The sequence below is a fragment of the Streptomyces sp. CB02400 genome, assembly GCF_001905725.1.
Lineage (GTDB): Bacteria > Actinomycetota > Actinomycetes > Streptomycetales > Streptomycetaceae > Streptomyces > Streptomyces atrovirens.
Genome location: NZ_LIWB01000010.1, coordinates 22,924 through 49,415, shown reverse-complemented (window position 1 = coordinate 49,415; position 26,492 = coordinate 22,924). Strand labels below are relative to the sequence as shown.

Annotated in this window: 15 protein-coding genes and 2 pseudogenes; 10 read left to right on the top strand and 7 right to left on the bottom strand. The window is 68.8% G+C overall.

What is annotated here, in order from left to right:
• Positions 1 to 193 precede the first annotated feature (193 nt).
• Positions 194 to 928, top strand: a complete 735-nt coding sequence (locus tag AMK33_RS23415) for an alpha/beta fold hydrolase (protein ID WP_073934902.1) — start codon at positions 194 to 196, stop codon at positions 926 to 928.
• 56 nt (positions 929 to 984) lie between these two features.
• Here AMK33_RS23415 and AMK33_RS23410 read toward each other — a convergent pair whose 3' ends face one another.
• Positions 985 to 1,200: a hypothetical protein gene (locus tag AMK33_RS23410; RefSeq protein ID WP_073934901.1), complete on the bottom strand. Its 216-nt coding sequence runs from the start codon at positions 1,198 to 1,200 to the stop codon at positions 985 to 987.
• 539 nt (positions 1,201 to 1,739) lie between these two features.
• Between AMK33_RS23410 and AMK33_RS23405 the strand changes: the two genes are divergently transcribed.
• A complete protein-coding gene (locus AMK33_RS23405; protein ID WP_073934900.1) occupies positions 1,740 to 2,609 on the top strand; it encodes a sigma factor in 870 nt (289 codons plus the stop codon).
• A gap of 112 nt (positions 2,610 to 2,721) precedes the next feature.
• On the opposite strand, the pseudogene AMK33_RS23400 reads toward AMK33_RS23405, so the two are convergent.
• Positions 2,722 to 3,336 (bottom strand): annotated as a pseudogene (locus AMK33_RS23400) (sigma-70 family RNA polymerase sigma factor); the annotation flags it as partial.
• Between the two features lie 427 nt (positions 3,337 to 3,763).
• Between AMK33_RS23400 and AMK33_RS23395 the strand changes: the two are divergent.
• From AMK33_RS23395 to AMK33_RS23375, 5 genes are all read left to right on the top strand, one after another.
• Positions 3,764 to 5,113 (top strand): NAD(P)/FAD-dependent oxidoreductase, encoded by a 1,350-nt coding sequence (locus AMK33_RS23395; RefSeq protein ID WP_073934899.1) that lies wholly within the window; start codon positions 3,764 to 3,766, stop codon positions 5,111 to 5,113.
• A 344-nt stretch (positions 5,114 to 5,457) separates the two neighbouring features.
• Positions 5,458 to 6,168 (top strand): RraA family protein, encoded by a 711-nt coding sequence (locus tag AMK33_RS23390; protein WP_079194936.1) that lies wholly within the window; start codon positions 5,458 to 5,460, stop codon positions 6,166 to 6,168.
• Positions 6,169 to 6,646: 478 nt separating this feature from the next.
• Positions 6,647 to 7,417, top strand: a complete 771-nt coding sequence (locus AMK33_RS23385) for a DUF427 domain-containing protein (protein ID WP_073935109.1) — start codon at positions 6,647 to 6,649, stop codon at positions 7,415 to 7,417.
• A 732-nt stretch (positions 7,418 to 8,149) separates the two neighbouring features.
• A complete protein-coding gene (locus tag AMK33_RS23380) occupies positions 8,150 to 10,921 on the top strand; it encodes an AAA family ATPase (RefSeq protein ID WP_079194941.1) in 2,772 nt (923 codons plus the stop codon).
• Positions 10,922 to 11,285: 364 nt separating this feature from the next.
• Positions 11,286 to 14,054, top strand: coding sequence for an ATP-binding protein (locus AMK33_RS23375; protein ID WP_327379635.1), 2,769 nt, complete (start codon positions 11,286 to 11,288; stop codon positions 14,052 to 14,054).
• Positions 14,055 to 14,139: 85 nt separating this feature from the next.
• Here the strand turns inward: AMK33_RS23375 and AMK33_RS23370 are convergent, their stop codons facing one another.
• Complete coding sequence (locus AMK33_RS23370) at positions 14,140 to 16,914, bottom strand: helix-turn-helix transcriptional regulator (protein ID WP_073935106.1); 2,775 nt, start codon at positions 16,912 to 16,914, stop codon at positions 14,140 to 14,142.
• 237 nt (positions 16,915 to 17,151) lie between these two features.
• Positions 17,152 to 17,814: pseudogene (locus AMK33_RS23365) on the bottom strand (sigma-70 family RNA polymerase sigma factor); the annotation flags it as partial.
• A 430-nt stretch (positions 17,815 to 18,244) separates the two neighbouring features.
• On the opposite strand from AMK33_RS23365, the gene AMK33_RS23360 reads away from it, so the two are divergent.
• Positions 18,245 to 21,004, top strand: a complete 2,760-nt coding sequence (locus AMK33_RS23360) for a helix-turn-helix transcriptional regulator (protein ID WP_073934898.1) — start codon at positions 18,245 to 18,247, stop codon at positions 21,002 to 21,004.
• A gap of 121 nt (positions 21,005 to 21,125) precedes the next feature.
• On the opposite strand, the gene AMK33_RS23355 is transcribed toward AMK33_RS23360, so the two are convergent.
• Both AMK33_RS23355 and AMK33_RS23350 read right to left on the bottom strand, forming a co-directional pair.
• Positions 21,126 to 22,337: a globin domain-containing protein gene (locus AMK33_RS23355; protein WP_073934897.1), complete on the bottom strand. Its 1,212-nt coding sequence runs from the start codon at positions 22,335 to 22,337 to the stop codon at positions 21,126 to 21,128.
• A gap of 477 nt (positions 22,338 to 22,814) precedes the next feature.
• A complete protein-coding gene (locus AMK33_RS23350) occupies positions 22,815 to 23,420 on the bottom strand; it encodes a hypothetical protein (protein ID WP_201263068.1) in 606 nt (201 codons plus the stop codon).
• Between the two features lie 583 nt (positions 23,421 to 24,003).
• Between AMK33_RS23350 and AMK33_RS42480 the strand changes: the two genes are divergently transcribed.
• Together AMK33_RS42480 and AMK33_RS23335 are read left to right on the top strand one after the other, a co-directional pair.
• Positions 24,004 to 24,276, top strand: a complete 273-nt coding sequence (locus tag AMK33_RS42480) for a ribosome-inactivating family protein (RefSeq protein ID WP_167748584.1) — start codon at positions 24,004 to 24,006, stop codon at positions 24,274 to 24,276.
• Entirely contained in the window at positions 24,273 to 24,704 is a 432-nt protein-coding gene (locus AMK33_RS23335; protein ID WP_073934894.1) for a ribosome-inactivating family protein, read from the top strand. Before AMK33_RS42480 ends, AMK33_RS23335 begins: the two co-directional genes overlap by 4 nt.
• Positions 24,705 to 24,820: 116 nt before the next feature.
• Here the strand turns inward: AMK33_RS23335 and AMK33_RS23330 are convergent, their stop codons facing one another.
• A complete protein-coding gene (locus tag AMK33_RS23330; protein ID WP_143203854.1) occupies positions 24,821 to 26,146 on the bottom strand; it encodes an RICIN domain-containing protein in 1,326 nt (441 codons plus the stop codon).
• Positions 26,147 to 26,492: the final 346 nt, after the last annotated feature.

Here is a 26,492-nt window from a genome sequence, read left to right as displayed (position 1 = left end):
CGGGCGAGTCCGGTGTCGCGCGCGGGCGCCGCCACCAGTCGCCGGTCCAGCCCCGCCCTTCACGGATCCCCAGGCGGTGGGCGACGCAACACAGTGTGACAGAGTGTCTTTCTTCGCAGTAGGGTCGAGTGCGACGCTTCGTCACTTGGTCGCCGCTGCTCCCGTGATCGATCAACGGTGAAGGAGTTCTCCCATGCCCGCAGTGCTCATCCACGGCGTCCCTGACACACACCGCCTGTGGGGCCCGGTCCGTCGGCACCTCTCCCGGACGGACGTGGAGGCCTGGGACCTGCCCGGCTTCGGCGCACCGAGACCTCAAGGTTTCGGCTCCACCAAGGAGGAGTACGTCGACTGGCTCGTCGAACGGCTGGAGCGGATCGGTGAGCCGGTCGACCTGGTCGGCCACGACTGGGGCTGCATCCTCACCGCCCGGGTGGCTTCCGTGCGACCGGATCTGGTCCGCACCTGGGCGGGGGGAAGCGGCCCCGTCAGTTCGGAGTACGTCTGGCATCCGCTCGCCGCGACATGGCAGGACCCGGTCGAGGGCGACCGCTACATGGACCGACTGGAGGCGGTGCCTCTCGCCCGTGACCTGACGCGGGGTTTCGACCTGCCCGCCGAGGAGGCGAGGGAGACGGCCGCGCGGATCGACGCTCCGATGAAGGACAGCATTCTCAGGCTCTATCGTTCCGCCCTGACCGTGGGCGCGGAATGGGAACCCGGGCTCGCTCGGGTCTCGGCGCCGTGCATGGTGTTCTGGGGGGTGCTCGACCCGGCCTGCCAGGTCGAGTTCGGCCGGAAGCTGGGTGAAGCACTGCACGCGGTCAAGGTCGTCGAACTGGACTGCAACCACTGGACCGTGCTCCAGCGGCCGGCTCATGTGGCGGCGGCCCTGGAGTCGCACTGGAGCGCGCACGCGGGCGTCTGAACCGTGCGACGGACTGCTGGTCACCGCCGGTCGTGTCCCCGCGGAAGAGCGGGCGCTTACGGGTGGCTGCGCTTCTCGTCGTCCCGGGCGGGGGCGGAGTTACGGAGCTTGTACAGACTGTCCGACACCACCCTGATACGGGTGTCGACCTCGTGCAGTGCCTCGCTCAGCATGCGCAGGCGGGCCTCGAGCAGGGCCGCCTCAGCGGCCAGGGAGACGCCGACGCCGGCTGGATCCGTATGGCCGTTGCGATCGTCACGAGCAGTTGACATGCCTGTTTCCCTCTCACTGAACAAGGTGCGCTCAGATGCCGTACGCACCACCGAGGAGCTGACAGGGCAGCCAAGGGATTTGTGACAGGTCCGCAGGAACAGCGATCGGCGGTCTCCGGGCGGCCCGTCGAGTGGAGCCCCCTCACGCCGCCTGTGGGATGCGAAGTCCGCCCGGAGAGCGTTCAGAGGTGATGGCCACGGGCGACACCCGTCGACGCCGTCGGCACGTCCCTCACCGATGTTTCCTCGTACGGGCAGCTCCGGTCACGGCGTGAAGAGTCAGATGTCACAACATCTTGTTCCATCCGGTCTAGCTGTCGAACCGACGGAGGAGACGACACCATGAGAACCCGTGCGGTGTGGAGGTTGCCGATGGGAGCGATGATGTGTTGGGGTCCTCGTACTCTGGATGTACACGGCGACGCATGCTCCGGCGCCAATGGGGGAGGACGCTGTCGGCTGCTGCGCTAGGACCGGATCGCCCGGAGGACTGCCGCGGGGGCGTGTGAGGCGGTACCGGACGAGAGGAGGGAAGCCACATGGAGGACCGCGCCGAGGACGCAGTTCCCATTTCGGAGTTGCTCGACGAGCGGAAACACCTGCTGAACATCGCCTACTGGATGCTGGGCAGCGGCGCTGCGGCGGAGAGCGTGGTCGATGAGACCTACCGGCAGTGGTACCGGTTGGCGGATGCCGAGCGGGCACGGATCCCCTCTCCGCGTTCATGGCTCGCCAAGGTGGCCGGTGGCATCTGTTTGGCCCGGTTGGCCGTGCCGGATCCATCCGCGACCGGTGACCCGGCGGCCGGGCTCGCGGATCACAGTCAACTGGAGGACGAGATCAGCGAGGTGCTGCTCAACGCCTTGGATTCCCTCTCTCCGGTGGAGCGGGCGGCGTTCGTACTCAACGGGGTCTTCGGTATGGAGCCCGGCACGGTCGCCGACGTCACGGGGCAGACGGAGCCGGAGATCGCCGAACTGACCCTTCGGGCCCGGGAGAGCCTGCGGGCCAGACGCGCCAGGCCCACTTCTCCGGCGGAGTACGACGCGGTGGCGCGCGCGGTGCGCCGGGCATGCGCGACGGAGGACGACGCGCTCCTGTCCTCCCTGATGGCGGCCGATGTCACGGCGTTCTTCGACGGCGGTGGCAAGGTCCGGGCGGCCATCAAACCAGTGCACGGCAGGGGAGAGGTGGCCCGCAGCCTGATGAGGCTGCTGGACCGGCGCTCACCTGCAACGTTGCTGACCCGGTCCGTGAACGGCCGGCCCGGTCTTGTGGTGCGCTACAACCGGCAAGTGGTCGCAGTCATCAGTCTCGATATCGCTGATCACCGCGTCGTCCAGGTCTGGGTCGTCCTCAATCCCGACAAACTTCGCTCCTGGAATCAGCCCAGCGCCACGCATCCGTGACCTGTCGAGTGTCGCAGCACCGGTGACACCTCGCCGGCCCTGGCGCGGGCCGATTCGTCCGTGGCGACGCCGGCGAACGCGTCGGTGAAGGCTCTCATCCCGTCGACACGCCGGGGGTGAGTACGGCCTCCAACTCGGAGGTGTTCCCCGTCCGGGCCGCGGAAAGGAAGGCGTCGAGGAGCTGCCGGTGTTCCTGCGTCTCCACGGCCGCCCCGTGGTCGGCGTAGACGTGTCTGCGGGCCCTGCTCACGATCTTCCGGACATTGACCGGAGTGAGCTGGAGAATGTCCGCGATGTCGGTGTAGGCGTAGTCGAACGCCTCACGCAGCACGTACGCGGCTCGCTCGGTCGGGGTCAGCTTCTGCAGGATCAGGAGGAGGGCGAACGCCAGATCCTCCGCACGCTCGGCACCCAGCGCGGGATCGTTGTTCGTGTCGATCGGTTCGGGAAGCCACGGCCCGATGTAGGTCTCTCGACGGAACCGGGCGGACTGCGCCACATTGAGGGCCAGTCGAGTGGTGGTGCTCGACAGAAAGGCCACAGGACTGTTCACCGTCGAGTGATCGGTCCTCTGCCATCTCAGCCAGACCTCCTGCATGACGTCTTCGGCCTCGACCACGCTGCCGAGCACGCGGTAGGCGATGCCGAAGAGGCGCGGACGGAGCTCGACGAAGACGGAAACAGCCTCGTCCAGGTTGCTGTTCGCGGGGGGCGTTGGGGGGTGCATGCGCCGCTGACTCCGTTCCTCCGGATACCGATGCTCAGTGGAGGTGATCACACGGTGCCTTCGCGGACAGTGTTCCATCGCAATGACGGAGGGCTTTGTCACCGAACGACACGTTTGCTTCGATCGCTTCCGCCCTCATAGACCCTGCAGCTTGTTGTTGTGTGACAGGTTTTGCTTACCGACTTCGGGGAATCGGGTGTTCGGTGTGTTGTCACAACAACACGCCGTCCGTCGTGGAGATCCTGTCGAACGGACCGGACCTGACGGGGAGTGACGGGGCGGTCCTGAAGCCGGTGAAGCCGGGCGGGGCGACGCATCGGCGGTCGGCCTCATCGTGCGAGTCGCGCTCGTCACACCCAGCGGTTCTGAACGGTCCTTGCCATGGAGGGCCTTTTTGGCCGGGCAGCCCAGAGGGACAGGGGACACTGTGCGTGAGATCTTGATCGTGGGTGGTGGTTACGCGGGCTTCTACACCGCGTGGGGCCTGGAGCGGAAGCTGCGGCCGGGCGAGGCGCGCGTCACCGTTGTCGACCCACGTCCCTACATGACGTACCAGCCGTTTTTGCCCGAGGTGGTCGCCGGATCGGTGGAGGCCCGGCACGCGGCGGTGTCGCTGCGGCGGCATCTGCACCGCACCCGGCTGATCGCGGGCTCGGTGACGGAGATCCGCAACGCCGCGCGCACGGTCACGGTCCGCCCGGATGCCGGGCCGGACTTCGACCTGCACTACGACGTACTGGTCGTGACGGCGGGTGCGGTCACCCGCACGTTTCCCATCCCGGGACTGAGCGAGGAGGCCTTCGGACTGAAGCACGTCGAGGAGGCCGTGGCGATCCGCGACCGGCTGCTCACGTCGTTCGACCGTGCGGCGACTCTCCCGCATGGCCCCGAACGCCGGAAGCTGCTGACCATCACGGTCGTCGGCGGCGGCTTCTCAGGGGTGGAGGGCTTCGGTGAACTGCTGGCCCTGGCGGGCGCGCTGCTGAAGCACTATCCGGAGATCGGTAGGCAGGAGCTCTCCTTCCACCTGGTCGAGGCGCGCGGACGGATCCTGCCCGAAGTCACCGACAAACCCGGCGAGTGGGTGGTGCGGTCACTGGAGGCGCGAGGTGCGTGGGTCCACCTGAACACCCAGCTCGTCTCCGCGAAGAACGGGCACGTCGAACTCTCCGACGGAGTCGCGTACGACTCGGGCCTGATCGTATGGACGGCGGGCAACGCGTCCAACCCGATCGTGCACAACCACACGGACCTCCCGGTGGACGAGCGGGGCCTGCTGACCGTCCGCGCGGACCTCCGCGTCGGCACGGACGCCGAAGTCGTGCCGGACGTCTGGGCGGCGGGCGACGACGCGTCGGTGCCCGACCTCGCGGCGAGACCGCCCGGCGCCCGCACGGTCCCCAATGCCCAGCACGCCGTCCGGCAGGGCAAGCGCCTGGCGAAGAACATCGTGGCCTCGCTGCGTGGTCGGCCGACGAAGGACTACGTGCACCACAGCCTGGGAGTGGTCGCGACTCTGGGCCTCGGCCGGGGCATCTTCCAGTACCGGCGCCTGGTGATCAAGGGCTTCCCCGCCTGGCTGATGCACCGGGGCTACCACGTCCTGGCCGTGCCGAGCTGGGAGCGCAAGGCCCGCGTCCTCGCCGTGTGGATCACCGCCTTCCTGTACGGCCGGGACATCGTCTCCCTCGCCTCGGTCGAGCACCCTCGGGAGGCCTTCGTCTCCGGTGGTGCCGTTCGACACGGAGAGGAGCCCTCGGCAGCCGTCGTCGAATGAGCCGGCCGACGCTGCTCGCTCGCCGCCGCTTCGCTCCCGTTGCGGGTGACGTGAGCGAAGCGGCGGTCTCCGCGAGCCCGCGCGTCATCCATCGGGCGCCCGGACAGCCGACCGAGGCCATCGACCCGGTGGTCACGTGGGCGGTGGAGTGTCGGTTCCCGTCACGGGCGCCACCTCCGGGGTACGGGCGGCACGCCCCTGCGCCGTGCGGACGGTACGGCCCTCGCGAACCGGGAGGCGACGCCCACCGTCGGGACCCGCGCCGGCACCTGCGCCATGTCACACATGCGTCGCCCGCCCGGTCGCTTTCTGTGTACCGTCACGTCCACGGCCCAGGAGGAAGAATGCCCCACCACACACACCCCGACGGCCGGCCGACGGCGATCGGCGCGGGACCGGACGACGCCCGCGGGGGCGGCCTCGTGGCGGAGTTGGCGGCTCTCGGCAGTGCTGCCCTGGTGGACGCCATGGGCCGCGTCCACCGTCACCCAGCCCATGTACTGCCGCTGGTCAGCCCGGATCCGGAGCGGGTCCTGTTCGGGCGGGCCGCGACCGTGTCCTTCATGCCCTGGCGCGACGACGTGGAAGAGGCGTCTAAGACCTTCGCCGACTTCTTCTACGAGGCGGTCGGCGCGGACCCGGCCGGAAAGGTGCTGGTGCTCTCCAGCGGTGGTCACCCGCAGGTGTCCCATGGAGGCGGTACGAAACTGTCCCGGGTCGCCAACCACCGTCTTGCCGGAGTGCTGGCCGACGGCCGGCTTCGGGACTTCCGGCAGCTACGCCGTTACGACTTCGCCACCTGGTGCAGGGGAGAGTCCACCCGCTGGGGCGGCGACACGGTGATGCCGTACGCCGCGAACAGCACCGTCGAGTTCGCGGGGGTGTCCGTGGTCCCGGGGGACTACGTGTTCTGTGACGCCGCCGGCGCCGTGGTCGTGCCGGCCGGGAGCTGGCAGGTCGTGCTCGAGGCGGCCCGCGCGGTCGACGCCGAGGACACCCGGTTCCTGCGGCGGATTCGAGAGGAACCCGTGCCTCGCACGGCACGGGTGCTCTGACCGTGGTCCGCCCTGTACCGCGCGGCGCGCGTACGGTGTCGTTCGTCCCTGAGCCGAGGTCTTGCCGGGCGAGGCGCGTACGACCTCCGAGTAGGCGCGGCCGACGACGCGTCACACCCGCGGCGTCTGTCCGGTCGTAGGGGAGACGGCAGCCCGCGAACTCCGCCCGGCGGTTCCGGAGAGCCGCTCGAGCGATGCACGAGAATGCGCACCGCAGCACCCCTCGACCGTGGCTCGCCACCACCACCGCCGGCGTCGGCTCAGCCCTGGGGATGCACCGGATCCGCGACGCCGTGCGACGCCTGCACGTGTCGCCAGGACTGCGCGCCCCTCCAAGTGCCACCCTCCTGGAGGACGGGCCGGACGCATCCGACGGCATCGAACGAGTGGGTCGGGGCCGCCTACCGGAAGGCATGGTCCCGGCCCGTGGGCGCGGAGACCGCGAGCGCACATCATCGAATCGATCAAGGTGATCATCATGGCATCCGAAAGCGTCCTGCACCCGAGCCTGATCGTGCCGGTCGGGCACGTCGAACCCGTACCGCGCCGCATCCGAGGGCTCATCCGCGGCCGTGTCGCCTTCGACACCCGTCGCGCACTGTACGTATGGGAATGGCAGGCCTACCCTCAGTACAGCATTCCGATCGAGGATCTGGTGGACGGTGTGCTCCACGACGACAAGCACACGGAGCAACTCGGAGCCGGTCCCGCGCACCGGCACACACTGCAGGTCGGTTCCGAGGTCCGCACGGGCGCGGCATGGGTGTGGGGTGAGCGCGCTCCGAGGCCCCTGCACGACACCGTGCGCTTCGAGTGGGAAGCGTTGGACTCCTGGTTCGAAGAGGACGAGCCGGTCTTCGTCCACCCGAGGAGCCCGTATTCACGCGTGGACGCCCTGCGCTCGGACAGCAGGATTCGAGTGGAGGTGGACGGTGTCGTGCTGGCGGAGGCCCCCGGCTGCGTGAAGCTGTTCGAGACCGGCCTTCCGACCCGCTACTACCTTGACCGCACGCACGTCGACTGGAGCTCGCTGCGGCACTCGGACACGGTGACCCGATGCCCGTACAAGGGGACGACGAGCAGCTACTGGTCCTTCGACGGTGACGTCGCCTCTCACGAGGACATCGCCTGGACCTACGATTTCCCGACCGTCCAAGCCAACCGCATCGCCGGGATGACCGCGTTCTACAACGAGCACGTCGATCTGTACGTCGACGGTGCCCTGCTGCCGAGGCCCGCGGACGACTGAAGCGGAGCGTGTGAATCCGCGGTGACGGTACCCACCCCCGCACCGGCCTGGTCGTCCCGCGCCGGGAACGGCCGGTCCGATCCCCCGTGAGGGGCGAGCAGGAGGAAGCGCGGTCCACGGCAACGGTCGCGCCCGCGCGGTACGCGTTCTCCCACAGGAAGAACAACGACACCCTCCACAGCCCCCGTTCCGCGCGGAGGTCATGTCGACGGCCGTCGGCCGTGCACCGACACGTCCCCTCGCGGGCGTCCCCCGGCACCGACGCGAGCAGGGACGACCGTCACCGGATGGCCGCTCCCTCGCCCTTCGGGCACCGACTCCGTCCCCGTGCGCGCCGACAGCCGGCCGGCGAGCCCGGCTGTTCGATGGCAGAGACCCCTTCAGTCCGGCCATTTGGCCGGTATACCTTAAGGGCCGACTGCCTGGCGAGTCATCCGAGAGTCACTCGACCGATGTCGCCGGGACACGACGCATGCTAGGGATCGCCGGAGTCTCGACGCTCTTGCACGTGGCGCGAGATGTGGTGCTATGGGGGACGTTGAACGTGATCGACTGGGAACACCCGGCCGGGTCAGTGCCTGCGCCGCCGGTGCGGATCCGTGATGCCGGGCGCCGTGCTCACGGCACGCGCCGGGGGCCCGCCAAGGACACGCACCTCGGACGCCGGTGGCACTCCGGGCCTGGTCGACGGGTGCCGAGCAGTGTGCGGGGACTGGTAGGGGAGTGCAGGCGGTGATCGGCCGCGACGGGGAAATGCGCGTCCTCCACGGGCTCCTGCGGAACACCGCGGGCGGGCAGGGCACCGCGCTGCTCGCGTACGGCTCCGCGGGGGTCGGCAAGTCGACTTTGTTGCGTGCCGTCGCGGACGAAGCCACACGGCGTGATTTCCGGGTGCTTCGCACCTCCGGGGTCGAGACCGAGCAGTGGTTGCCCTACGCCGCGTTGCAACTGCTGCTGCAGCCCGCCTCTCGTGGCATCCGGAACCTGCCGGACCCACATCAGCGGGCCCTGAACGGCGCCTTCGGCGCCACGGAGGCTGATCCACCCGTCCACCGGGTCGGACTCGCCGTACTGGAACTGTTGGCCGACGCGGCCGACCGGCAGCCCCTCCTGCTGCTCGCCGACGACCTGCAGTGGGTCGACTCCTCCAGCCGGGACGTGCTCCGGTTCGTCGCCCGGCGTACGAGCGACCTGCCGATCCTGCTCCTCGCCGCCGCCCGTGTCGACTCCGCTGCGGAGTACAGCATGGGTGTCCGTCCGGACATGCGTCTGGACCCACTGGGCCCCGAAGCCGCCGCCGAGCTGCTGGACGCGGAGGCGCCGGACCTGCCGGTCTCCTTGCGCACGCTCGTCCTGGACCGCGCCGTGGGGAACCCGCTCGCTCTGGTGGAGCTGCCCAAGGCGGTGCGACGCAGTCCGGGGCAGACGGGTGACCTGCCACTGACTCAGCGATTGGAAGCCGCGTTCGCGGCACGCACCGACTCGGCCAGCAGGGAGTGCCGGTCACTGCTGCTGACGCTGGCCAGCGAGCCGACGGCACCGCTCAGCACCCTTCTGGACGTCTCCAGCGGTCTTTGCGGCTCGCCGGTCACCCTGCACGCGCTTCAAGAAGCGATCGACGCCGGCCTTGTGGTCCTGAACGGGCGTACGCCTGAGTTCCGGCATCCGCTGATGCGCTCGGCGGTCTACACGCGGTCCCCGCTCGCCGACCGTCTGGGGACGCACAGCGCCCTCGCCGCAGCGCTGGACGACGCGCCGGACCGGCAGCTCGTCCACCAGGCGGCAGCAGCCATCGGGCCCGACGACGCGCTCGCCGGCCGACTCGAGCGTTTCGCCGACACCTCTCAGGCCCGAGGAAAGATAGCGGCCGCGGTTCCGGCCCTGCGCCAGGCGGCCGATCTCGTGCGGGACGCGCGTCGACGGACGGGCATCTTGATTCGAGCGGCGGAGCTGGCCGACGAGATCAACGACCGCATCACGGCCCATCTGCTCCTGGACCGCGCCGACATGGACGCGCTCGGGCCAGTGGAGCGGGCCCGGCTCATGGTGGTCACCGACAGTGCCGCGTTCGAGCCGGGCGCCCCCGAACGGCGCATCGAGGACATGGTCAAGGCCGCCGCGGGTGCCTTCGACGCCAAAGCCGAGGACGTCGCCAAGGACCTGCTGTGGCGTGCTGCGGCGCGGTGCTTCTTCCAGGACGGCGACGCGCGGGTACGGGCCCGGGTCACAGCCGAACTCGACCGCTGGGACTCCGAACCCGACGCCCCGCATGTGCTGACGGTACGGGCCTACGCGCAGCCTTACCGGTACGGGGCGGAGGTGCTGGCGCGGCTCGATGCCCTGGAGCCGGCTCACAAGGACGGCCGGAGCATGCATTTTCTCGGTAGCGGGGCCATGGGCCTGGGCGACGTCACCCGCGCCGTCGGTTATCTGTCCCCCGCGGTGACGGCCTGGCGGTCGCAGGGTCGGCTCGGACTGCTCGCCCGTTCCCTGGCCGCCAGTTACTCGAGGTCCTATCTCGGCCAGCTCAGTCAGGCGCGTGAGGAATCGGCCGAAGGTCTCGCTCTGGCCGAGGAAACAGGCGAATGGATCATGTGGCTCAGTCTCAAGGCGAACGTCGGTCTGGTGGCCGCCCTACGCGGCGAAACCGAGGACTCCGCGCGGACGATCCGCGAGATGCGCGCCCACCGCCTTTTTCCCAGTATGCCGTTCGCCGCCGCGAGAGCCCAGCAGGTCGACGGTCTGCTCGCGCTCTTCGACGGCCGTGTCACCGAGGCGTACGAGATCCTGGCAGCCGCGTTCGAACCCGGTGACCCGCATTATCACTCCGTCTGCCGCTGGCTGCTGGTCTCGGACCTGGCGGACGCCGCCGTCGCCGCCGGTACGGTCGAACAGGCCCGGGAGCTGCTCGCCGACCTGCCGGAGCTCGCCCGCGAGCTGCCCTCGGAGATGATGACGGTCGCACGGACCTACGCCGCCGCCGTGCTGAGCCCGGACGAGACCGCCGAGGAGAACTACGTCGCCGCGCTCGGCGCGCTCCCCGCCGGCTGGACGCTGACCAGGGCCAGACTGCAGCTCCATCACGGTCGCTGGCTGCGCCGTCGGCGACGCAGCGTGGAGGCCCGCAAGCCTTTGCGCCTGGCCCGGGACGAGTTCCAGCGGATCGGAGCCCGGCCCTGGCTGGAGATGGCAGGTGAACAACTGCGTGCCGCGGGTGAAACCGGCAGACAGCGGTCCGCGGACAGCAGTATCCACCTGTCGGCACAGGAGATGCAGATCGCGGTCATGGCCGCACAAGGACTGAGCAACCGGGAGATCGGACAGCGCTTGTTCATATCTCACCGCACCGTCGGGGCTCACCTGTACCGCATCTACCCACGTCTGGGGATCACCAGCCGCCGTGCACTGACGGCAGCGCTCGCCACGCTGGGAGAAGGCCCCGCACCTACCGGAGCCGGCCTTCCCGAGCGGAGCGGTCGCGCCGTTCCCGGAGCAGTCGATTGACTTAATATCCGCCACCCGGGTCTTCACGCATCGGCGCGTGCCTCGGAGACCGGCGCTTCGAGGCCGCCGCACCCCGGGGGGCTGCTCGCTTTCCGCCGTCGTATGACTGATGCGCACGGGACCCTTCCCGAACGACAGTGGGTCCGGGTCGGAAGCACGGCCCTGACGTTGTCCCCGGGAGTCTCCGGGACTCGGCGCCCGACGTCCTCTCGCCGGTCGGGGTGGCGGAGGGTGCGAGGCAGAGGCGGCCGGTGTTCCTGACCGGCGGGCTACCCGGACCTACGATGGAGGTAGACGCGTGTCCACCGGGTTCCAGCAGACGAGGCAGTCCCGCTCTCTTCGCCGGTCGAACCGCAGGTATGACGTGGTGAGTGCGCACCGACCGACCGACAGGCCCAGAGCCGGGGAGGCGGTTCTGGGCCGCCGCCGTGAGTGTGCCTTGCTGGACGGGCTGCTCGAGGCCGTGCGCGGCGGTGACAGCCGTGTGCTGGTACTCCGAGGTGAGCCGGGAGTGGGGAAGAGCAGGCTGCTCGAGTACCTCGTGTCCAGGTCACGGGGGTTTCACGTCGCCCGCGTCACGAGTGTGCAGTCGGAGATGGAGCTTCCGTACGCGGGGCTGCACCAGCTGTGCACCTCCATGACCGACCGTCTCGATCGACTTCCACCGGTCCAGCGCGATGCCGTCGGCGGAGCCCTGGGATTGGGCTCGGAACGGGCTCCCGACGGCTTTCTCGTCGCCCTCGGTGTCCTCGGACTGCTGTCCGAGGTGGCCCGGGACCGCCCGTTGCTGTGCGTCGTGGACGATGCTCAGTGGTTGGACCGCGCGTCCATGCAGGCTCTGGCGTTCACGGCGCGACGCCTCCACGCGGAGTCGGTGGCGATCGTCTTCGCGGCCCGGCCGCCGGACGGCGACCGCTCGCCCGTCCCCGAACCCGCCGGCCTTCCGGAGCTGCTGGTGCAGGGACTGTCCGATCGGGACGCGAACACGTTGTTGCGGTCCCTGCTGCCAGGCCCTTGGGACGAGCACGTACTCAGGCGCATCCTCGCCGAGTCGCGAGGCAATCCGCTGGCTCTGCTGGAACTGTCCAGGTCGTCGACGTCGGCGGCGCTGGCCGGCGGCTTCGGTCTGCCGAGCGTCCAGCCCGTCAGAGCTCGCATCCAGAACGCCTACGAGACCAGGATCGCCGGCCTCCCGACGGAGTCCCGTGTGTTTCTCCTCGCCGCGGCGGCGGACCCCACGGGTGAACCGGCTCTGCTGTGGCGTGCCGCGAGGAAGCTGAGGATCGATCCCGAGGCTGCCACGGATGCTGTGGGAGCCGAGCTTCTCAAGATCGGGGATCGGGTGCGCTTCTTCCACCCCATGGTGCGCTCGGCCGTCTACTGGGCGGCCTCGCCCGCCGAACGGCGCAGCATGCACCGCACGCTGGCCGATGTGACGGATCCCGCAGCCGATCCCGACCGCCGCGCCTGGCACGCGGCACACGGCGCGTACCGGCCCGACGAGTCCATCGCGGCGGAGCTCGAACGCTCGGCCGGGCGGGCCGAGACGCGTGGCGGGTCCGCCGCCGCGGCCGCCTTCCTGGTGCGTGCGGTGGAACTGACGCCGGAACCCGCCCGCCGACAGGACCGCGCGCTGTCGGCCGCGCGTGCGGCCTTCGAGGCGGGTGACCCCGACCGGGCACTGACGATGTTGTCCCTGGCCGAGACGGGCCTCGTCGACGAACGTCGACGCGGAGAGGTCGATCTGCTCCGTGCCAGGATCGCGTTCACCACGAACCGGGGCGGTGAAGCTCCCGGTCTCCTGCTCAAGGCTGCCGGTCAGCTTGCTGATCACGATGTCGCGCTGGCCCGGGAGACGTACCTGGAGGTGGTGAACGCCGCGATCTTCGCCGGCCCTCAGGCGTACGACAACGGTCAGTACGAAGCGGCCAGGGCGTCTCGCGCGCTCCCCGCACAGCGGCCACCTCGCCCCACGGATCTCCTGCTCGACGGCCTGGCGGTACGCGTCCTCGACGGTCATACCGCGGCCGTGCCGTACCTGCGTCGGGCCCTGCGTGCCTTCACGGAACCGGACCTCTCCCCAGAGGAGGGACTACGCTGGCTGTGGTTGATCTGTGTGACCGCCGTAGGGGTGTGGGACCACGCCACCATGTCCGTGCTGGCCGCTCGTCATCTCGAACTGGCGCGAGAGGCCGGACAGGCCACGGCGCTGCCCTTCGCGTTGACCATGCGCTGCGTGGTGCACGTCCTCGATGGTGAGCTCTCCGAGGGCGCGTCGCTGGCGGAGGAGGCGCAGACGGTCGCAGAGGCGGTGGGAACGGCTGCGCCCATCTACGGAGCACTCTTCGTCGCAGCCTGGAGGGGCCAGGAAACCGAGTGCCTCGAACTGAGCAGACGGGCCGACGACGGAGTGGAGCGTCGTGGTGAAGGAGTGGGTCCGGTAGTCAGCCGGTGGGCGCGCGCCCTGCTCTACAACGGTCTCGGTCGGTACGAGGAGGCGGCGGAGGCAGCCGACCTGGCGAACCGGGAGTACAACCAACTGGAAATGGGCATTCCGGTGTGGTCCCTCGTCGAGTACGTCGAGGCGACCGCCCGGGCCGGCGCACCGGGCCGTGCCGCTGACGCGCTGGCCCGTCTGACCGGTCTGACTCGGGCGAGCGGCACGGACTGGGCCGTGGGCGTCGAAGCCCGCTCGCGCGCTCTGCTGGCAGGGGAAGCAGATGCGGAGAGTCACTACCTGCGAGCGATCGACTCCCTCGGCCGCACCCGGCTCCGGGGAGAGTCGGCCCGCGCCCACCTCTTGTACGGTGAGTGGCTGCGTCGAAGGGGGCGACATGACGCGGCCGGGCAGGAACTGCGCCACGCCCACGAGCTGTTCGTGTCCATGGGCATGGAGGCTTTCGCGCAACGCGCCGCCGGCGAACTGTCCGCTGCCGGGGAGATCGTGCGTACGCGCGCCGGGAGCGCCGAGAGCGACCTGACGCCCAAGGAGGTGCAGATCGTCAGGCTGGTGCGTGAAGGGCTGACCAATCCTGAGATCGGCGCACGGTTGGTCGTGAGTCCGCGCACCGTGGAATGGCACCTGCGCAAGATCTTCGGGAAGCTGGGCGTCACCTCGCGCCGGCAACTGTGACGACTTACGACTGGCAACCTTGGCGCGCCTGGCCGACTCGGGCGGCAGTGCCGCCCGAGTAGGAGATGCCGGGCCCGACGCTTCCTCAGGTGGTGATCACGGTTCCCTCCCGTAGCGCGCCGCTGATCTGCTTGCGCGATGCGATGTCGAGCTTCGTGAAGACCTTGCGCAGGTGCCATTCCACGGTGTGCGGGCTGATGAAGAGCTGAGCACCGATCTCGGGGTTTGTCATGCCTGCACTCGCCAGGCGTGCGATCTGGGCTTCCTGGGCGGTGAGCGACGTACGAGACCCAGGGGTACGTCTGCCCACCGTCGCGCCGGTGGCGCGCAGTTCGTGCCAGGCGCGCTCCGCGAAACCGTTGACTCCGATCCCGCTGAGGATCCTGTACGCCCTTTCCAGATGCTCGCGGGCATCGACGCGGCGATTCTCCCGGCGCAGCCATTCCCCGTAGAGCAGATGCGAGCGCGCGTGGGTGATCTTGACGTCGGTACGGCCGAGTCGCTCGACGGCCTCACGGTACAGGGCTTCGGCCGCCTCTCCCTCGCTCACCTGCGCCCGCACCATGGCCGTGGTTCCGAGAGCCCAGCCGGTGCCACTGGCCTGTGCGAAGGTGTCGAGTCGCCGGGCGGCCTCGGCGGCCCGAGCCGGTCTTCCGCTGCGCACGGCCGCCTCGACCAGTTCGACCATCGACCTGATGGCCAGCCCGAGTTCCTCCAAGTTCTCGGCGCCCTGTTCCGCTGAGGCGTACGCCTCCTCGTAGCGGCCGAGCCCGTTGTAGAGCACCGCCTTCGCCCACTGGCTGGCACTGAGCACCTTGCCATGCCGGCCCTGATGCAGATCCGCGTCCCGGGTCATCGCGTCGATGGCTTGAAGCGTCGCGGCCTCCTGGCCCCTCCACGGTTCCGTCACCAACGACACGTAGTGAGCGAGATAGCGGCTGTTCGTCGCCTCACCGATGGTCTGCGCCTCCGCGATGAGCGTGTCCGCGTGGTCCAGTTCACCGGCCAGCACACGGTTCGACACCAGCTGAAGGAGGGCGGACGGCAACACGGACAGCGCCCCCCTCTCACGGGCGAGGTCGACCAACCGCGTCGAAAGGACCGTGTTGCTGTGGAAGTCCCAGACGTTGAAGGCCATGCGGGCGGCGAGCGGGAACCAGCCGAGGCTCTCCTCCGTGGAGATCTCCTCGGTGCAGAAGGCGTCCAAGGCGCGCAGCACCATGTTCGCCCCCGCGGCGTAACCGTCGACGGTCATGATGGACAGGCCCCGCAGGAGCAGGTCGTTGCGGTCCAGTGGCGGCTCGGACGGTGTGGCGAGAGTCGCCGTGGCGACGTCTCGGAGTTGGACACCTTTCGGTAGCCGGTCGACGATGAGCGCGGCGTTCAGTGCGTCACGGTACGTTTCCTGGGCCAGCCGGACGTCCAGTGGCTCCAGGCGCCTGGCCGCCTTGAGCAGGAGTGGCAGGGCGCTGCCGGCGTTCTTGGAGGCGAACGTGATCCGACCGCGGAGCAGGTCTGCCTCGGCGAGCTGACGCTCGTCCATGGGGCTCATGGTCGCGGCGTCCAGTAGTTCGTGTGCGGTGCCGTATGCACCGGCCTGGTACTTGGCACGGGCCGCCGCCAGTGTTCTTGTACCGCGAACGGCGGGGGCGGGGGTCAGCTCCGCGGCCCGTTGCAGGAACGCGGCCGCCGCCGCGATCCCGCCGCGTGCTTGTGCCCGGTCGGCAGAGCGCACCAGTTCCGCCGCCACCGTCTCGTCGGAACCGGCTGTGGCGTTGGCCAGGTGCCAGGCCCGGCGATCGGGGTCCGTGTGTGCGTCTGTCACGTCGGCCAGGGCCCGGTGGACCTGTTGGCGTGCCTCGGCCGACGCCACCCGGTAGGCAGCCGAGCGCACCACAGGATGCCGGAATCGCACCCGGGTATCGACGGTGATCAGCCCGGCGGCCTCGGCCGCCGCGGCAGATGACGTCTCGATCTCGAGCAGTGCAGCGGCCTTCGTCAGGAGCGTCACGTCTCCCACAGGCTCCGCTGCGGCGATGAGCAGCAGTTCGCGCGTCTGTGACGGAAGCGCCCGGACGCGTGCGATGAAGCTCTGTTCGATCTGGCTTGCAAGCGGCCGCGCGTCGGGGCGTCCGAACCCACCTGCCAGCTCCGCCGACGTCAGTCCTCGGGACAATTCAAGCAGGGCGAGAGGGTTTCCCTGAGTCTCGGCCACGATGCGGGTGCGGACCCGCTCGTCGAGCGGACCCGGGATCACAGAGTCCAACAGAGCGCGCGCGTCGCCGTCGTTCAGTGGCTTGACCAAGAGCTGCGGCAGTCCCGCCAGTTCGGCCTCGACGGACGGCTCGCGTACGGCGAGGACCAGTCCGATGCGCTCGGCCAGGAGACGTCGCGCGACAAAAGCAATCGTCTGCAGGGAGACCCTGTCCAGCCACTGAGCGTCATCGACGAAGCAGATCAAAGGTTCCTTCGTGGCCACATCGGCGAGCAGACTGAGCACCGCGAGACCGACGAGAAAGCGGTCCGGGGGCGTCCCCGAGCTCAGGCCGAAGGCCGTACCGAGTGCGTCGCGTTGCGGGCCTGGCAGGCGACCAAGATGGTCGAGGAAAGGAGCGCACAGCTGATGCAGGCCCCCGTAGGCCAGCTCCATCTCCGACTCGATGCCCACTGCCTTGGCGGTCCGGCAGCCTTCCGCATTGGTGCGCCCGAACTCGAGCAACGCCGTCTTGCCGATGCCTACCTCGCCACGCAGCACCAGAACGGAGCTGTGGCCGGCCTGTACGGTCGCGATGAGCTGGTCCAGCCTGGAGCACTCGGCATGCCGCCCCTTGAGACGTATCTGGGGACTCTCGCTTACCATGCTCTCCGTCCCCGCCGACCGTTCGTCCATGTCCGCTGACCACCGAGTGACACTGTTTGTCGGCGCCGCGCTGCAACGCTTCGCACATATTACCCTCCTCCTTCCGGCGCAGAACTCGGGAACGGCCGCCGCGGTGAAGAGGAGTAGGAGTGGCTGCCGCCGTGCAGAACGAGCCGGGGCTCATCGGCCGCGCAGTCACATTCGGGCCACTGAAGGCCTGACCATGCGTGCACCGTGCCGAGTGGGGCGACGAACCTCGATGCCGTCGGAAGGGCCGACGGTACGCCGAGAGAACAGTGTCTCCAGCGAAGTGAGATTTCCCGTTCGGGCAGCCCTGACGAAGGCCTGGAGCAGTCGGCGGTGCTCCACCGTGTCCGCGGTCGCCCGCTGGTCGGAAAGGAGGTGCTTGCGGGCCCTGCTCACGATCTTGCGTACGTTGACCACACTGAGGTGCAACATCTCGGCGATGTCGGCGTACGTGTAGTCGAAAGCCTCTCGGAGGACGTACGCCGCCCGCTCCTGGGGTGTCAGTTTCTCCAGCAGGAGGAGGAGGGCGAGCTCCAGGGCTTCGGCTCGTTGTGCGCCGTCCTCGGGGTCGTTGCTCGTGTCGATGGGTTCGGGCAGCCAGGGACCGATGTACGTCTCGCGTCGGACACGGGCGGACTGGGCCACGTTGATGGCCAAACGGGCAGTGGCACTCGACAGGAACGCCGTCGGGCTGACCACTGCCGAACGGTCGGTCTTCTGCCAGCGCAGCCAGACCTCCTGAACGACGTCCTCCGCCTCGACCTTGCTGCCGAGCATGCGGTAGGCGATACCGAAGAGACGTGGCCGGAGCTGTTCGAAGACGGAAAGAGCCTCGTCCAAAGCGCGTTCTCCGGGGGACGGGTCGGGATGCATGAGTCTGCTGTCTCCGTTCGTGCGGATCGGTGCCTGCGGGACGCGCTGTCACATGGGGCATCGGACACAGGCGACGACTCGGCCGCGTTCACTTGCGGCGATCTCCGGTGGGGTCAGGACCCACCGTCGCCTGGCGGACCGTTCCGTGACGCCCCGGGGAGTGCCTGGTTCACACCCTGGTCCCCCGGTAGGCACCCCCGTGGTTCGACAATCCGTGCCTGACTGACTACGGGGTGCGAGCGTCTTGGGGGGCGCTCCAGTCCCTCGACGGCTGTGTTCCTCACGTCGTCCTGGCCGAGTCCCTCAGATGCCCTCGGTCTGTTCCGGCGAGAACTTTCGGGCTGATTGGCTGGGCTCCGGACGGTGGTGCATGATAGGGGCGATTCGAGTCGAACGGGGTGTGCCCCTCTGACCTGCGCGGTGGTGGCGGATGTCGAGCAGTGCACCCCGGGGCGGCATGCTTGGCCGACACCACGAGCGGGGTGTACTGGACCAGGCCCTCGCTGATGCCCGAACGGGTCGGAGCCGGGTCGTGGTCCTCCGTGGCGAACCGGGGGTCGGCAAGTCGACCCTCGTGGATCACTTGGCGGAGAGTGCCTCAGGCTTCCGAACACTCCGAGCCGTGGGCGTGGAGTCCGAGATGGAGCTCGCTTTCGCGGGGCTGCACCAGTTGTGCATGCCGTTGATGGGGCACATCGACTGCCTTCCCGGCCCTCAGCGGGATGCCTTGGCTGTCGCGTTCGGTCTCCAGAGCGGGGGTGCTCCGGATCGGTTCATGGTGGGATTGGCCGTCCTCAGCATTCTTGCCGAGGCAGCGGAGGAGCGGCCGCTCCTCTGCGTGGTGGATGATGCCCAGTGGCTGGACCGGATCTCCGCGCAGAGCCTGGCCTTCGTCGCCCGCCGGCTGCTCGCGGAACGCGTGGTGATGGCCTTCGCCGTGCGCACCCCGCCCCTCGACTCGTACAACGATCTGTGGACGGCGCTGCCGGAACTCGAGGTCCGTGGGCTACGCGATGACGAAGCGCGTACACTGCTCGACTCGGTGGTTCCAGGGCGGTTGGACGAGCGGGTTCGGGAGCGCATCATCGCCGAGACCCGTGGAAATCCTCTGGCGCTGCTGGAGCTGACACGGGGGTTGAGCACGGCGGAGCTGGCCGGTGGGTTCGGGCGCCCGGACGCCCGACCGCTGGCGAGTCAGATCGAGCAGAACTTCGTCCGACGCATCGGGGGGTTGCCGGACGCGGCTCAGCGACTGCTCCTGGCGGCGGCGGCCGAGCCGGTGGGGGACGTGCCCCTGTTGCGGCGTGCCGCCGAGCAGCTTCACATCGGGGCGGACGCCGAGGGGGCGGCGGAGGAGTCGGGGCTCATCGAGTTCGGCGCGCGGGTGCGCTTTCGTCATCCGTTGGTTCGTTCGGCGGCCTACCGCGTGGCCCACCCCGGAGAACGCAGGACCGTGCATCGTGCCCTGGCCGAGGCGACGGCTCCGGAGTTCGACGCGGATCGCCGAGCCTGGCACCGTGCTCACGCGGCGGTCGAACCGGACGAGGCGGTTGCCGACGACTTGGAACGCTCCGCCGGCCGGGCTCAGGCTCGTGGCGGTATCGCGGCAGCCGCGGCCTTCCTGAGGCGCGCGACCGAATTGACGCCAGATGCGGGCAGACGGGGGGCGAGGGCGTTGGCCGCAGCGCGGGCCTCTTTCGAGGCCGGCGCCCCAGAGGTGGCGCTCGAACTCCTCGCCGCAGCGGAGACCCACCCGCTGGACAGGGCCCAGGAGACAGCACTTGCCAGGCTCCGCGCACAGATAGCTTTCGCCCGCAGACGCGGAGGTGAAGCCCTGCCGATGCTGCTAGAAGCGGCCGGTCGGCTGGAAGGCGTCGACGGGGAACAGGCGCGAGAGACCTATCTGGAAGCGGTCGGGGCGGCTGTGTTCGCCGGCCGTCTCGGCGGCCGTCTCGGACTGCGCGAGGTGGCCGAGGCAGCACTCGCCGCCCCTCGCGGACCGCAACCGCCACGGCTGGCGGACGGGTTGTTGGACGGCCTGGCGACGTGGTTCGCCGCAAGCCGCGATGAAGGCGTGTCGCTCCTGAAGCCCGTGCTGCTCGCTCTCCGCCGAAGAGCCTCGCACGAGGACGACGTCATGCGCTGGCTCTGGGTGACGTGGCTGGTTGCCGGCGACATGTGGGACGACGAGACGTGGCTTTCTCTCACCGATCACGCAGTGCGCGCGGCTCGCACCATCGGCGCGCTCAACGTGCTTCCCCTGGCGCTCTCCTATCGTGCGGCCGTCCACGTGCACGCGGGAGAGTTCGACCGAGCCTCCGCGTTGATCAACGAGTCCGGCAACCTCATCGAGGTGACCGGTAACTCGCCCCTCGGGTACGCCCCACTGCTCCTCCAGGCGTGGCGTGGCGAAGACCCCCACGCAGCGGAGCTCATAGAGGCCGGCGCCCGGGAGGCGGCCACGTGGGGCGAGGGTCGGGCGATCGGCCTGGCCCACTACCTGCTCGCTGTGCTGCACAACGGTCACGGTCGGCACAAGGAGGCCCTGGTCAGTGCCGAACGTGGGGCGGAGTACGAGGACTTGGCGGTCGTCGGCTTCTCCCTCATGGAACTCGTCGAGGCCGGCGCCCTCGGTGAGGGAGTGGAAGCCGCCGCGACAGCGCTGCGCCGGTTGGAGGAGCACGCCGGTACCAGCGGAACCGAGTGGGCGCTTGGCGTCCTGGCTCGGTCGCGAGCTCTGCTCAGCGACGGTCGGACCGCCGACCTGCTGTATCAGGAAGCCATCGAGCGTCTCAAACGCAGCCGGGTCACCGTACATCTCGCGCGCACCCACCTGGTGTACGGCGAATGGCTGCGACGCGAGAATCGACGCGGCGAGGCCCGCGAACACCTGCGCCTCGCCTTCGACATGCTGCACGGTTTCGGAGCGAGTGCCTTCGCGGAACGCGCTCGTCGTGGACTCGGTGGACTCGGCGAGTCCGTGCGACAGAACGAGACCGACGCCTACGAGGCTCTTACCGCTCAGGAAGCCCACATCGCCCGACTGGCCGCGATCGGGAAGACGAACGTGGAGATCGGTGCCGATCTGTTCATCAGCCCACGCACCGTCGAATGGCATTTGCGCAAGGTGTTCACCAAGCTCGATGTGGATTCACGCACCAGGCTCCGCGCCGCGCTGGGGCATCTCTGACGGCAGCGTTCCGGAGCTCGACGACGAGGAAGGCCGGCCCGGGGCGTCGGGCCGGCCTTCCTCCCCTGTGCCGGGGAGATCCGCACGGGCACTTGCAGGGCGCGTCGCAGGTGATGGGGTGTCAGGTGCTGAGCCAGAGGTCGGGACCGAACACTTCGTAGTGGATGGCCGCAGGGTTGAGGCCGTGGGCGAGCAGGTCCGCTCGGACGATCTGCATGAAGGACAAGGGGCCGCAGAGGAAGGCCAGGGTCTCCTTGGGGAGTGTCAGCCGCGTGATGTCCGCCCAACCCTCGTTGACGTGCGGCGCCGCGGACGCGGGGTGGTCGGTGGTGTCCTCGTACCAGAGGTGCAGCGAAGCGTGGGGCAGACGCTCCACCAGCGCGGACAGTTCGAGTCGGTGGGCGTGGTAGGTGGGGGAGCGGTCCGCGTGTACGACGATGACAGTGCGGTCGGGCGAGTCGACGACCAGGTGTTCCAGCATGGCGAGCACAGGGGTGATGCCGATGCCGGCGGAGGCCAGCAGCAGGGGGGCGTCGCCGTCGGGGAGCAGGAGATCGCCGAAGGGCAGGGAGACTTCCAAGGTGTCACCGGCGCGGGCATGTGCGTGCAGCCACGAGGAGACCTCGCCTTCGGGCACGCGTCCGTCGGCGGAACGTTCCCGCTTGACAGTGATGCGCCAGGCATCGCGTCCGGGAGCCGTGGACAGACTGTACTGACGTGTCTGGTGCGCTCCGTCGGGAAGTTCGACCCGCACACTGACGTACTGACCCGGGACGAACGGTTCGGTGGGCAGTCCGTCAGGGCGACGGAGGACGAAGGAAGCGGTGTCCGGAGTCTCCTCGCGGCGCCCGGCGATCTCCATCGTCCGCCATACGGCACCGTCGTCGACGTGGGCCTCGGCGTAGAGACGTGCCTCCATGGCTATCAGCGCGTTGGCCATGAGCCAGTAGACCTCGTCCCAGGCGGCAGCGACCGCCGGTGTGACGGCATCGCCGAGTACGTCGGCGACGGCGGCGAGGAGATGACGAGCGACGAGGGTGTACTGGTCGGCGGTGATGCCTAACGAGGCGTGCTTGTTGGCGATACGGCCGAGTACGGCGTCGGGGCGCTCATCGGGACGTTCGACCAGTGACGTCGCGAAGGCGGCGACCGCGCCGGCCAGCGCCTCGCGCTGCGAACCATTGGCCTGGTTCGCGCGGTTGAAGAGGTCACGCAGCAGTTCGGGACGCTCCTCGAACATGCGGCGGTAGAACAGCTCGGTGATGTCACCGAGAGACGTCGCTACGACCGGGAGTGTGCTGCGGACGATCTGCGCCGACTGGGTGGAGAGCACGCTGACTCCTGACTGGCATCGGTTCCGGATGCGCTGGTTGCCGTCGAAGCCGGTTCCCTGCCTCCGGCTCCACACTCTTGACAGGGTGTCGGGAGAACTTGTGACGCCTGTTCCGGCACATGGGGAGTGGTGTGCGCCACAGGAGAGGGGCATGTCTCGCCGAGAGATGACTGAGCGTTTGTTCGACAAGCGCTTGCGTCGTCCATCGGGCAGTAGTACCGCGACTCTCGGAGACTTCGAGTCGCTGCAGTCACTGCGACACGGGCTGGGACCGAACCGGGGCGAGGTTGAGTGCGGCCTGACGGGGCGCTGCGGGGCGACGAGGAGGAGTTTCGTCATGACCTGACTCGTCCGCGCACAGGGTCCGACACACTTCCGCGGCTGTGACCAGCCTGTCGGATGCTTCCCCGGGCGCGGGTCGATCCCTCGAGGGCGGGCGATGGAGAACGTTGCTGCCCACCGCTGCCGTGACGTTGTTCAGCGTTTGGCGTGGTAAAGGCCGCGACCGGCCCGTTCGATGCGCGAGGTGGCGACGAGACGGTCGAGCGTGCTGCGAACCGCGTTGATGCTGCCACTGTCGGTGTCGCGTCCGAGCGCCGCCGCCACATCGCGGGCCCGCACGTCGGCGTCGCCGGCCTCCGCGAAGTAGCCGAGGATCTGCTCGGTGAGCCTGCCGTAGGTCGTCTGCTGCTCCTGAGCCTGGGCACGAGCCGTCGAATTCTTCGCCGCCGACCGCTTCCCGGTCTGCCGATGCGCTCGACGGTCCTCGCTTGATGAGAGGATGCGTCCCCCCGTACCGGTTGCCTCGGCGGCGGTACTGTCCCGCTCTCCCGCGGGCTTCGCGGCGGAGGCCTGGTCAGCCTCGGCGGCGGCACTGGGGACGGCTGTCGGCGAGGACGTGTGCGACTCTCCGGCCATCAGGACCGACAGGGCGCTCAATGCCCGCTGTACCGAGTCGAGGTGAGCGACAACGGCGGCCAGTTCCCTCTCCAGCGCGTGCTTTTGCACCTCCAAGCGGGCCAGGTCATCCTGAAGGCTTTCAGCGGTGATCTCGATGTTGTGCGTGGCGCGAGTTGCCGGCACCGTGTCTTCCTCTCGTCTCACCCTTTGAGCGGCGACCAGACCGACTCATCCCGTGGTGCCCCAGCAAGGCCACCTGAATGGGTACCTCGGGACATTCTATGCTGGAGCATACTCCCCGTGGTAGACGCCCCGAGCTGACCACACGTGTTCTTCGGTGCCGAAGAACGTCGCAGTCACTGTGAAGAAGGCGCAACAGGCCTTTCCGGACACCACGCACGACCATCCTTGCCACTGTCACCATCAAGTGCGACGGGCCTGCGGGTTCCGGCTGCCGGTCGGGTCTCGCGCCACCCGGAACCGCGTCGCGCCCCGTGCCTTCGCCGGTGACCGGCACCGTCCCCCCATGTGGCCGACGACTGAGGCCTCCCCGTTCCATGGACCTGGTCGGACAGTCCCAGGATGCCGCCCGTTCGCCGACGGTGCTTGCTCTGGTCGCGCTTCTGCCAATGAATTGATGAAAGTGTGGAAGGTGACGTGGTCGAGTCCCGGATCGATCGGCAGAGCGGCATCCCCGCCCACGTACAGATCGCGCGGCAGACCGAACAGGCACCCCGGACGGGTGTGCTGCGGATCAGGGGGCAAAGTGGGGCCCTACCACTCGGCCGTCGTACAACTCCGTCAAGCGGCGGGCCGCATCTTCCGCGATGACGTGTACCTCACCCAGGCTGCCCCTCCGGGGCTGATCGCGCTGCGACTCGGCGACGGTGGTGGCAGCGAACTCGTGAGTCTCTACTTCAACCCGGCGAACCTGTACATCGGAGGGTTCCGCCCCAGCAACGGAAAGCTGTACGCGTTCAATGACGCGTCGGAGAACGTGCGTACCGAGATGGCTCGTGGCGGCCACGCAACACGTTGAACTTCGGTGGCAACTACGGTTCGCTCATCGACGCCGCCGGCGGGGAGCCGGAGATCGCGAACCTCGACGGCCTCAGAGGGGCGGTCCGCGGCCTCGCTTCGATCCCGGACCTGGCGACAGCCAACGGAAGCCAGCGACAGAGTGCGGCTCGGGCGCTTCTCCTGTTCGTCGGGGCGTTCTCCGAGGCGGCACGGTTCACCGACTTCCGTGATGCCTGGGATCCGGTGTTCGCCGGGCGATCCGGTGGCTCCTTCTACACCGTGTCCTCCCCCTACCTGCGGTCCCTCCGGAACGCCTGGGGACCGATCTCCAGATTCGCCGTGGCCATCACGGACAATCCGTCGACCTTCCCCTTGCTGGTCGACGGTGTGGGGCAGTTCTCCTTCCGGCAGGACGTGAGGGACCACCTGCGCGTCATCCGGCGTTGAGCCCGCGAGGCGCGGCGATCTCCCAGCACACGCGAACAGCGACGCACCCGATCATTCCGATCGGGTGCGTCGCTGTTCGGCGTGTCAGTCCTTGGCGGCCTTCGACCGCTGTCCGATCACTCCGGCGCCTCCTTCCACAGCCATGTCTCGGCGGTCGAGCTGTCCTTGGTCAGGGTGAGTTTCGCACCGTTGACCCCGCTGAAGGTGAGGTTCGGTGGCTCACCGCCGGGTGAATACTGGGTCAGGAGCACCGAGCACAGATATCTGTCGGCGATGTCCATGCACCACGCGAACGAGTCGTGATTGGGCAGGAAGGTGTTGAGCCGAACGGTGTCGCCCTCGCTCGGCTCCGACTGCGACGTGGACGAGTTGACGTACTTCCCGTTGTGCACGAGGTAGTAGCAGCTTCCGTCGCCGATGCCTTCCGCGGGGATCGTCGTGAACCGCTCGTGGTCGTCATGGTTGTAGAAGGCGGTGGTCAGCTCCGTGTTCTCCGCGCTGCCGTCCAGGGCGCTGAGCGCCCATTGTGCGGTGCCGTCGTCGTGTCGAACGATCTCGTCGACGTCGAGCGCCTCGGTTGCGGCGTCCTGGAGGAACCAGCGCTGAGCACCGTCCGACGGGTCGTAGTCACGACCCACCAGTTCCTCGTCACCGCCCGCTGTGCCGGCGGTGGAGAGCACTTGGCCGGTTGCGGCGTTCCGCAGGACCCAGGTGCCATCGCGCATGTCGACGGCACTCCAGAGCTGCGCGGGACCGTCGTACTCGGGATGCAGCACCGCCGACGCGTTGTCCACGCCGTTCTCCAGTCCCACGAAGGTGTACGTCATCTGATGGACCAGGAGGAAGTTCCCGGGTGATTCCTGCACCGGATCCGGCACGAAGCGTTGCTGACCCACGTTGCTCCGCTCGACGCCTCGCAAGGAGAGTCTGCTGCTGCCGCCGCTACTACTGCTGCCGGACGGATACGGCGCCTTGGTGCTTCTCGCGTTGCGAAGGACCCTCGACTTCTTCAGCGGTGGATTTCTCGACTGGCTCGGTGGCCGAGGCGGCTCGGAGTCATCCGGCGTGTTGAGGCCGAACGCGACGGGATAGTGATCCGAGATGTCGATGTCGCTGAGACGGACCGTACCCTGGATGTCGACTCGAAGATTCTCGTCGGACACGGACGGCACCACTGCGTAGTCGTAGTGAACGTTCCGCTGCTCCCTAATCGGCGCGACCGGGTAGGTGTGTTCGCGCGAGCTGTACACGGTGTGCCGCCCTCTCAGCTCCGTACTCAACTCACTCGCTCGGCGGTTCCAGTCGCCCATGATCACGGAGCCCGGGCCGGCCTCCTGCAGTGCGATGACATCGACGATGCGGGTCGAGTCGATCATCTGCCGCACGCCCAGGTTCCACTTGTTGGCGCCGTTGGCCGCGTGGGTGATACCCGCTCCGCGCATGTTCCAGGTGATGCCCACGCGCGGGTTCCGGGTCCGGGGATCGAGTTCGCCGCCGGTGTCGCCGAGGCGGAGCGAGTGCCGTTTGCCGAGGTCCAGGGTGGCAATTCCCTCGCCCTGGTAGTCCGAGGTCTCACGGCCGGTCCAGTCCGCGATCGCCTGTCCGCCCTGACTCAGCGGTGCGAACCTGCGGGGTTCTTTCCTGTCGGGGTCGAACTGGGACGCTGTGCCTGCTCGGGTCCCGTAGGGCGCGTACGGTTCGAAGGGCCCGCCGGGGCTGGTCTGCTTGATCAGCGTGTTGTTGTAGAAGACGTTCTGGGGGCCGGACGAGCCGGACCGCCTCCCCGCC

What these genes read in the sequence shown, in the direction of transcription:
- AMK33_RS23415 (WP_073934902.1), top strand. Translation starts at nt 194, where the DNA reads ATGCCCGCAGTGCTCATCCACGGCGTCCCTGACACACACCGCCTGTGG.
- AMK33_RS23410 (WP_073934901.1), bottom strand. Translation starts at nt 1,200, where the DNA reads ATGTCAACTGCTCGTGACGATCGCAACGGCCATACGGATCCAGCCGGC.
- AMK33_RS23405 (WP_073934900.1), top strand. Translation starts at nt 1,740, where the DNA reads ATGGAGGACCGCGCCGAGGACGCAGTTCCCATTTCGGAGTTGCTCGAC.
- AMK33_RS23390 (WP_079194936.1), top strand. Translation starts at nt 5,458, where the DNA reads ATGCCCCACCACACACACCCCGACGGCCGGCCGACGGCGATCGGCGCG.
- AMK33_RS23385 (WP_073935109.1), top strand. Translation starts at nt 6,647, where the DNA reads ATGGCATCCGAAAGCGTCCTGCACCCGAGCCTGATCGTGCCGGTCGGG.
- AMK33_RS23370 (WP_073935106.1), bottom strand. Translation starts at nt 16,914, where the DNA reads ATGGTAAGCGAGAGTCCCCAGATACGTCTCAAGGGGCGGCATGCCGAG.
- AMK33_RS23360 (WP_073934898.1), top strand. Translation starts at nt 18,245, where the DNA reads ATGTCGAGCAGTGCACCCCGGGGCGGCATGCTTGGCCGACACCACGAG.
- AMK33_RS23330 (WP_143203854.1), bottom strand. Translation starts at nt 26,146, where the DNA reads ATGCGCGGAGCGGGTATCACCCACGCGGCCAACGGCGCCAACAAGTGG.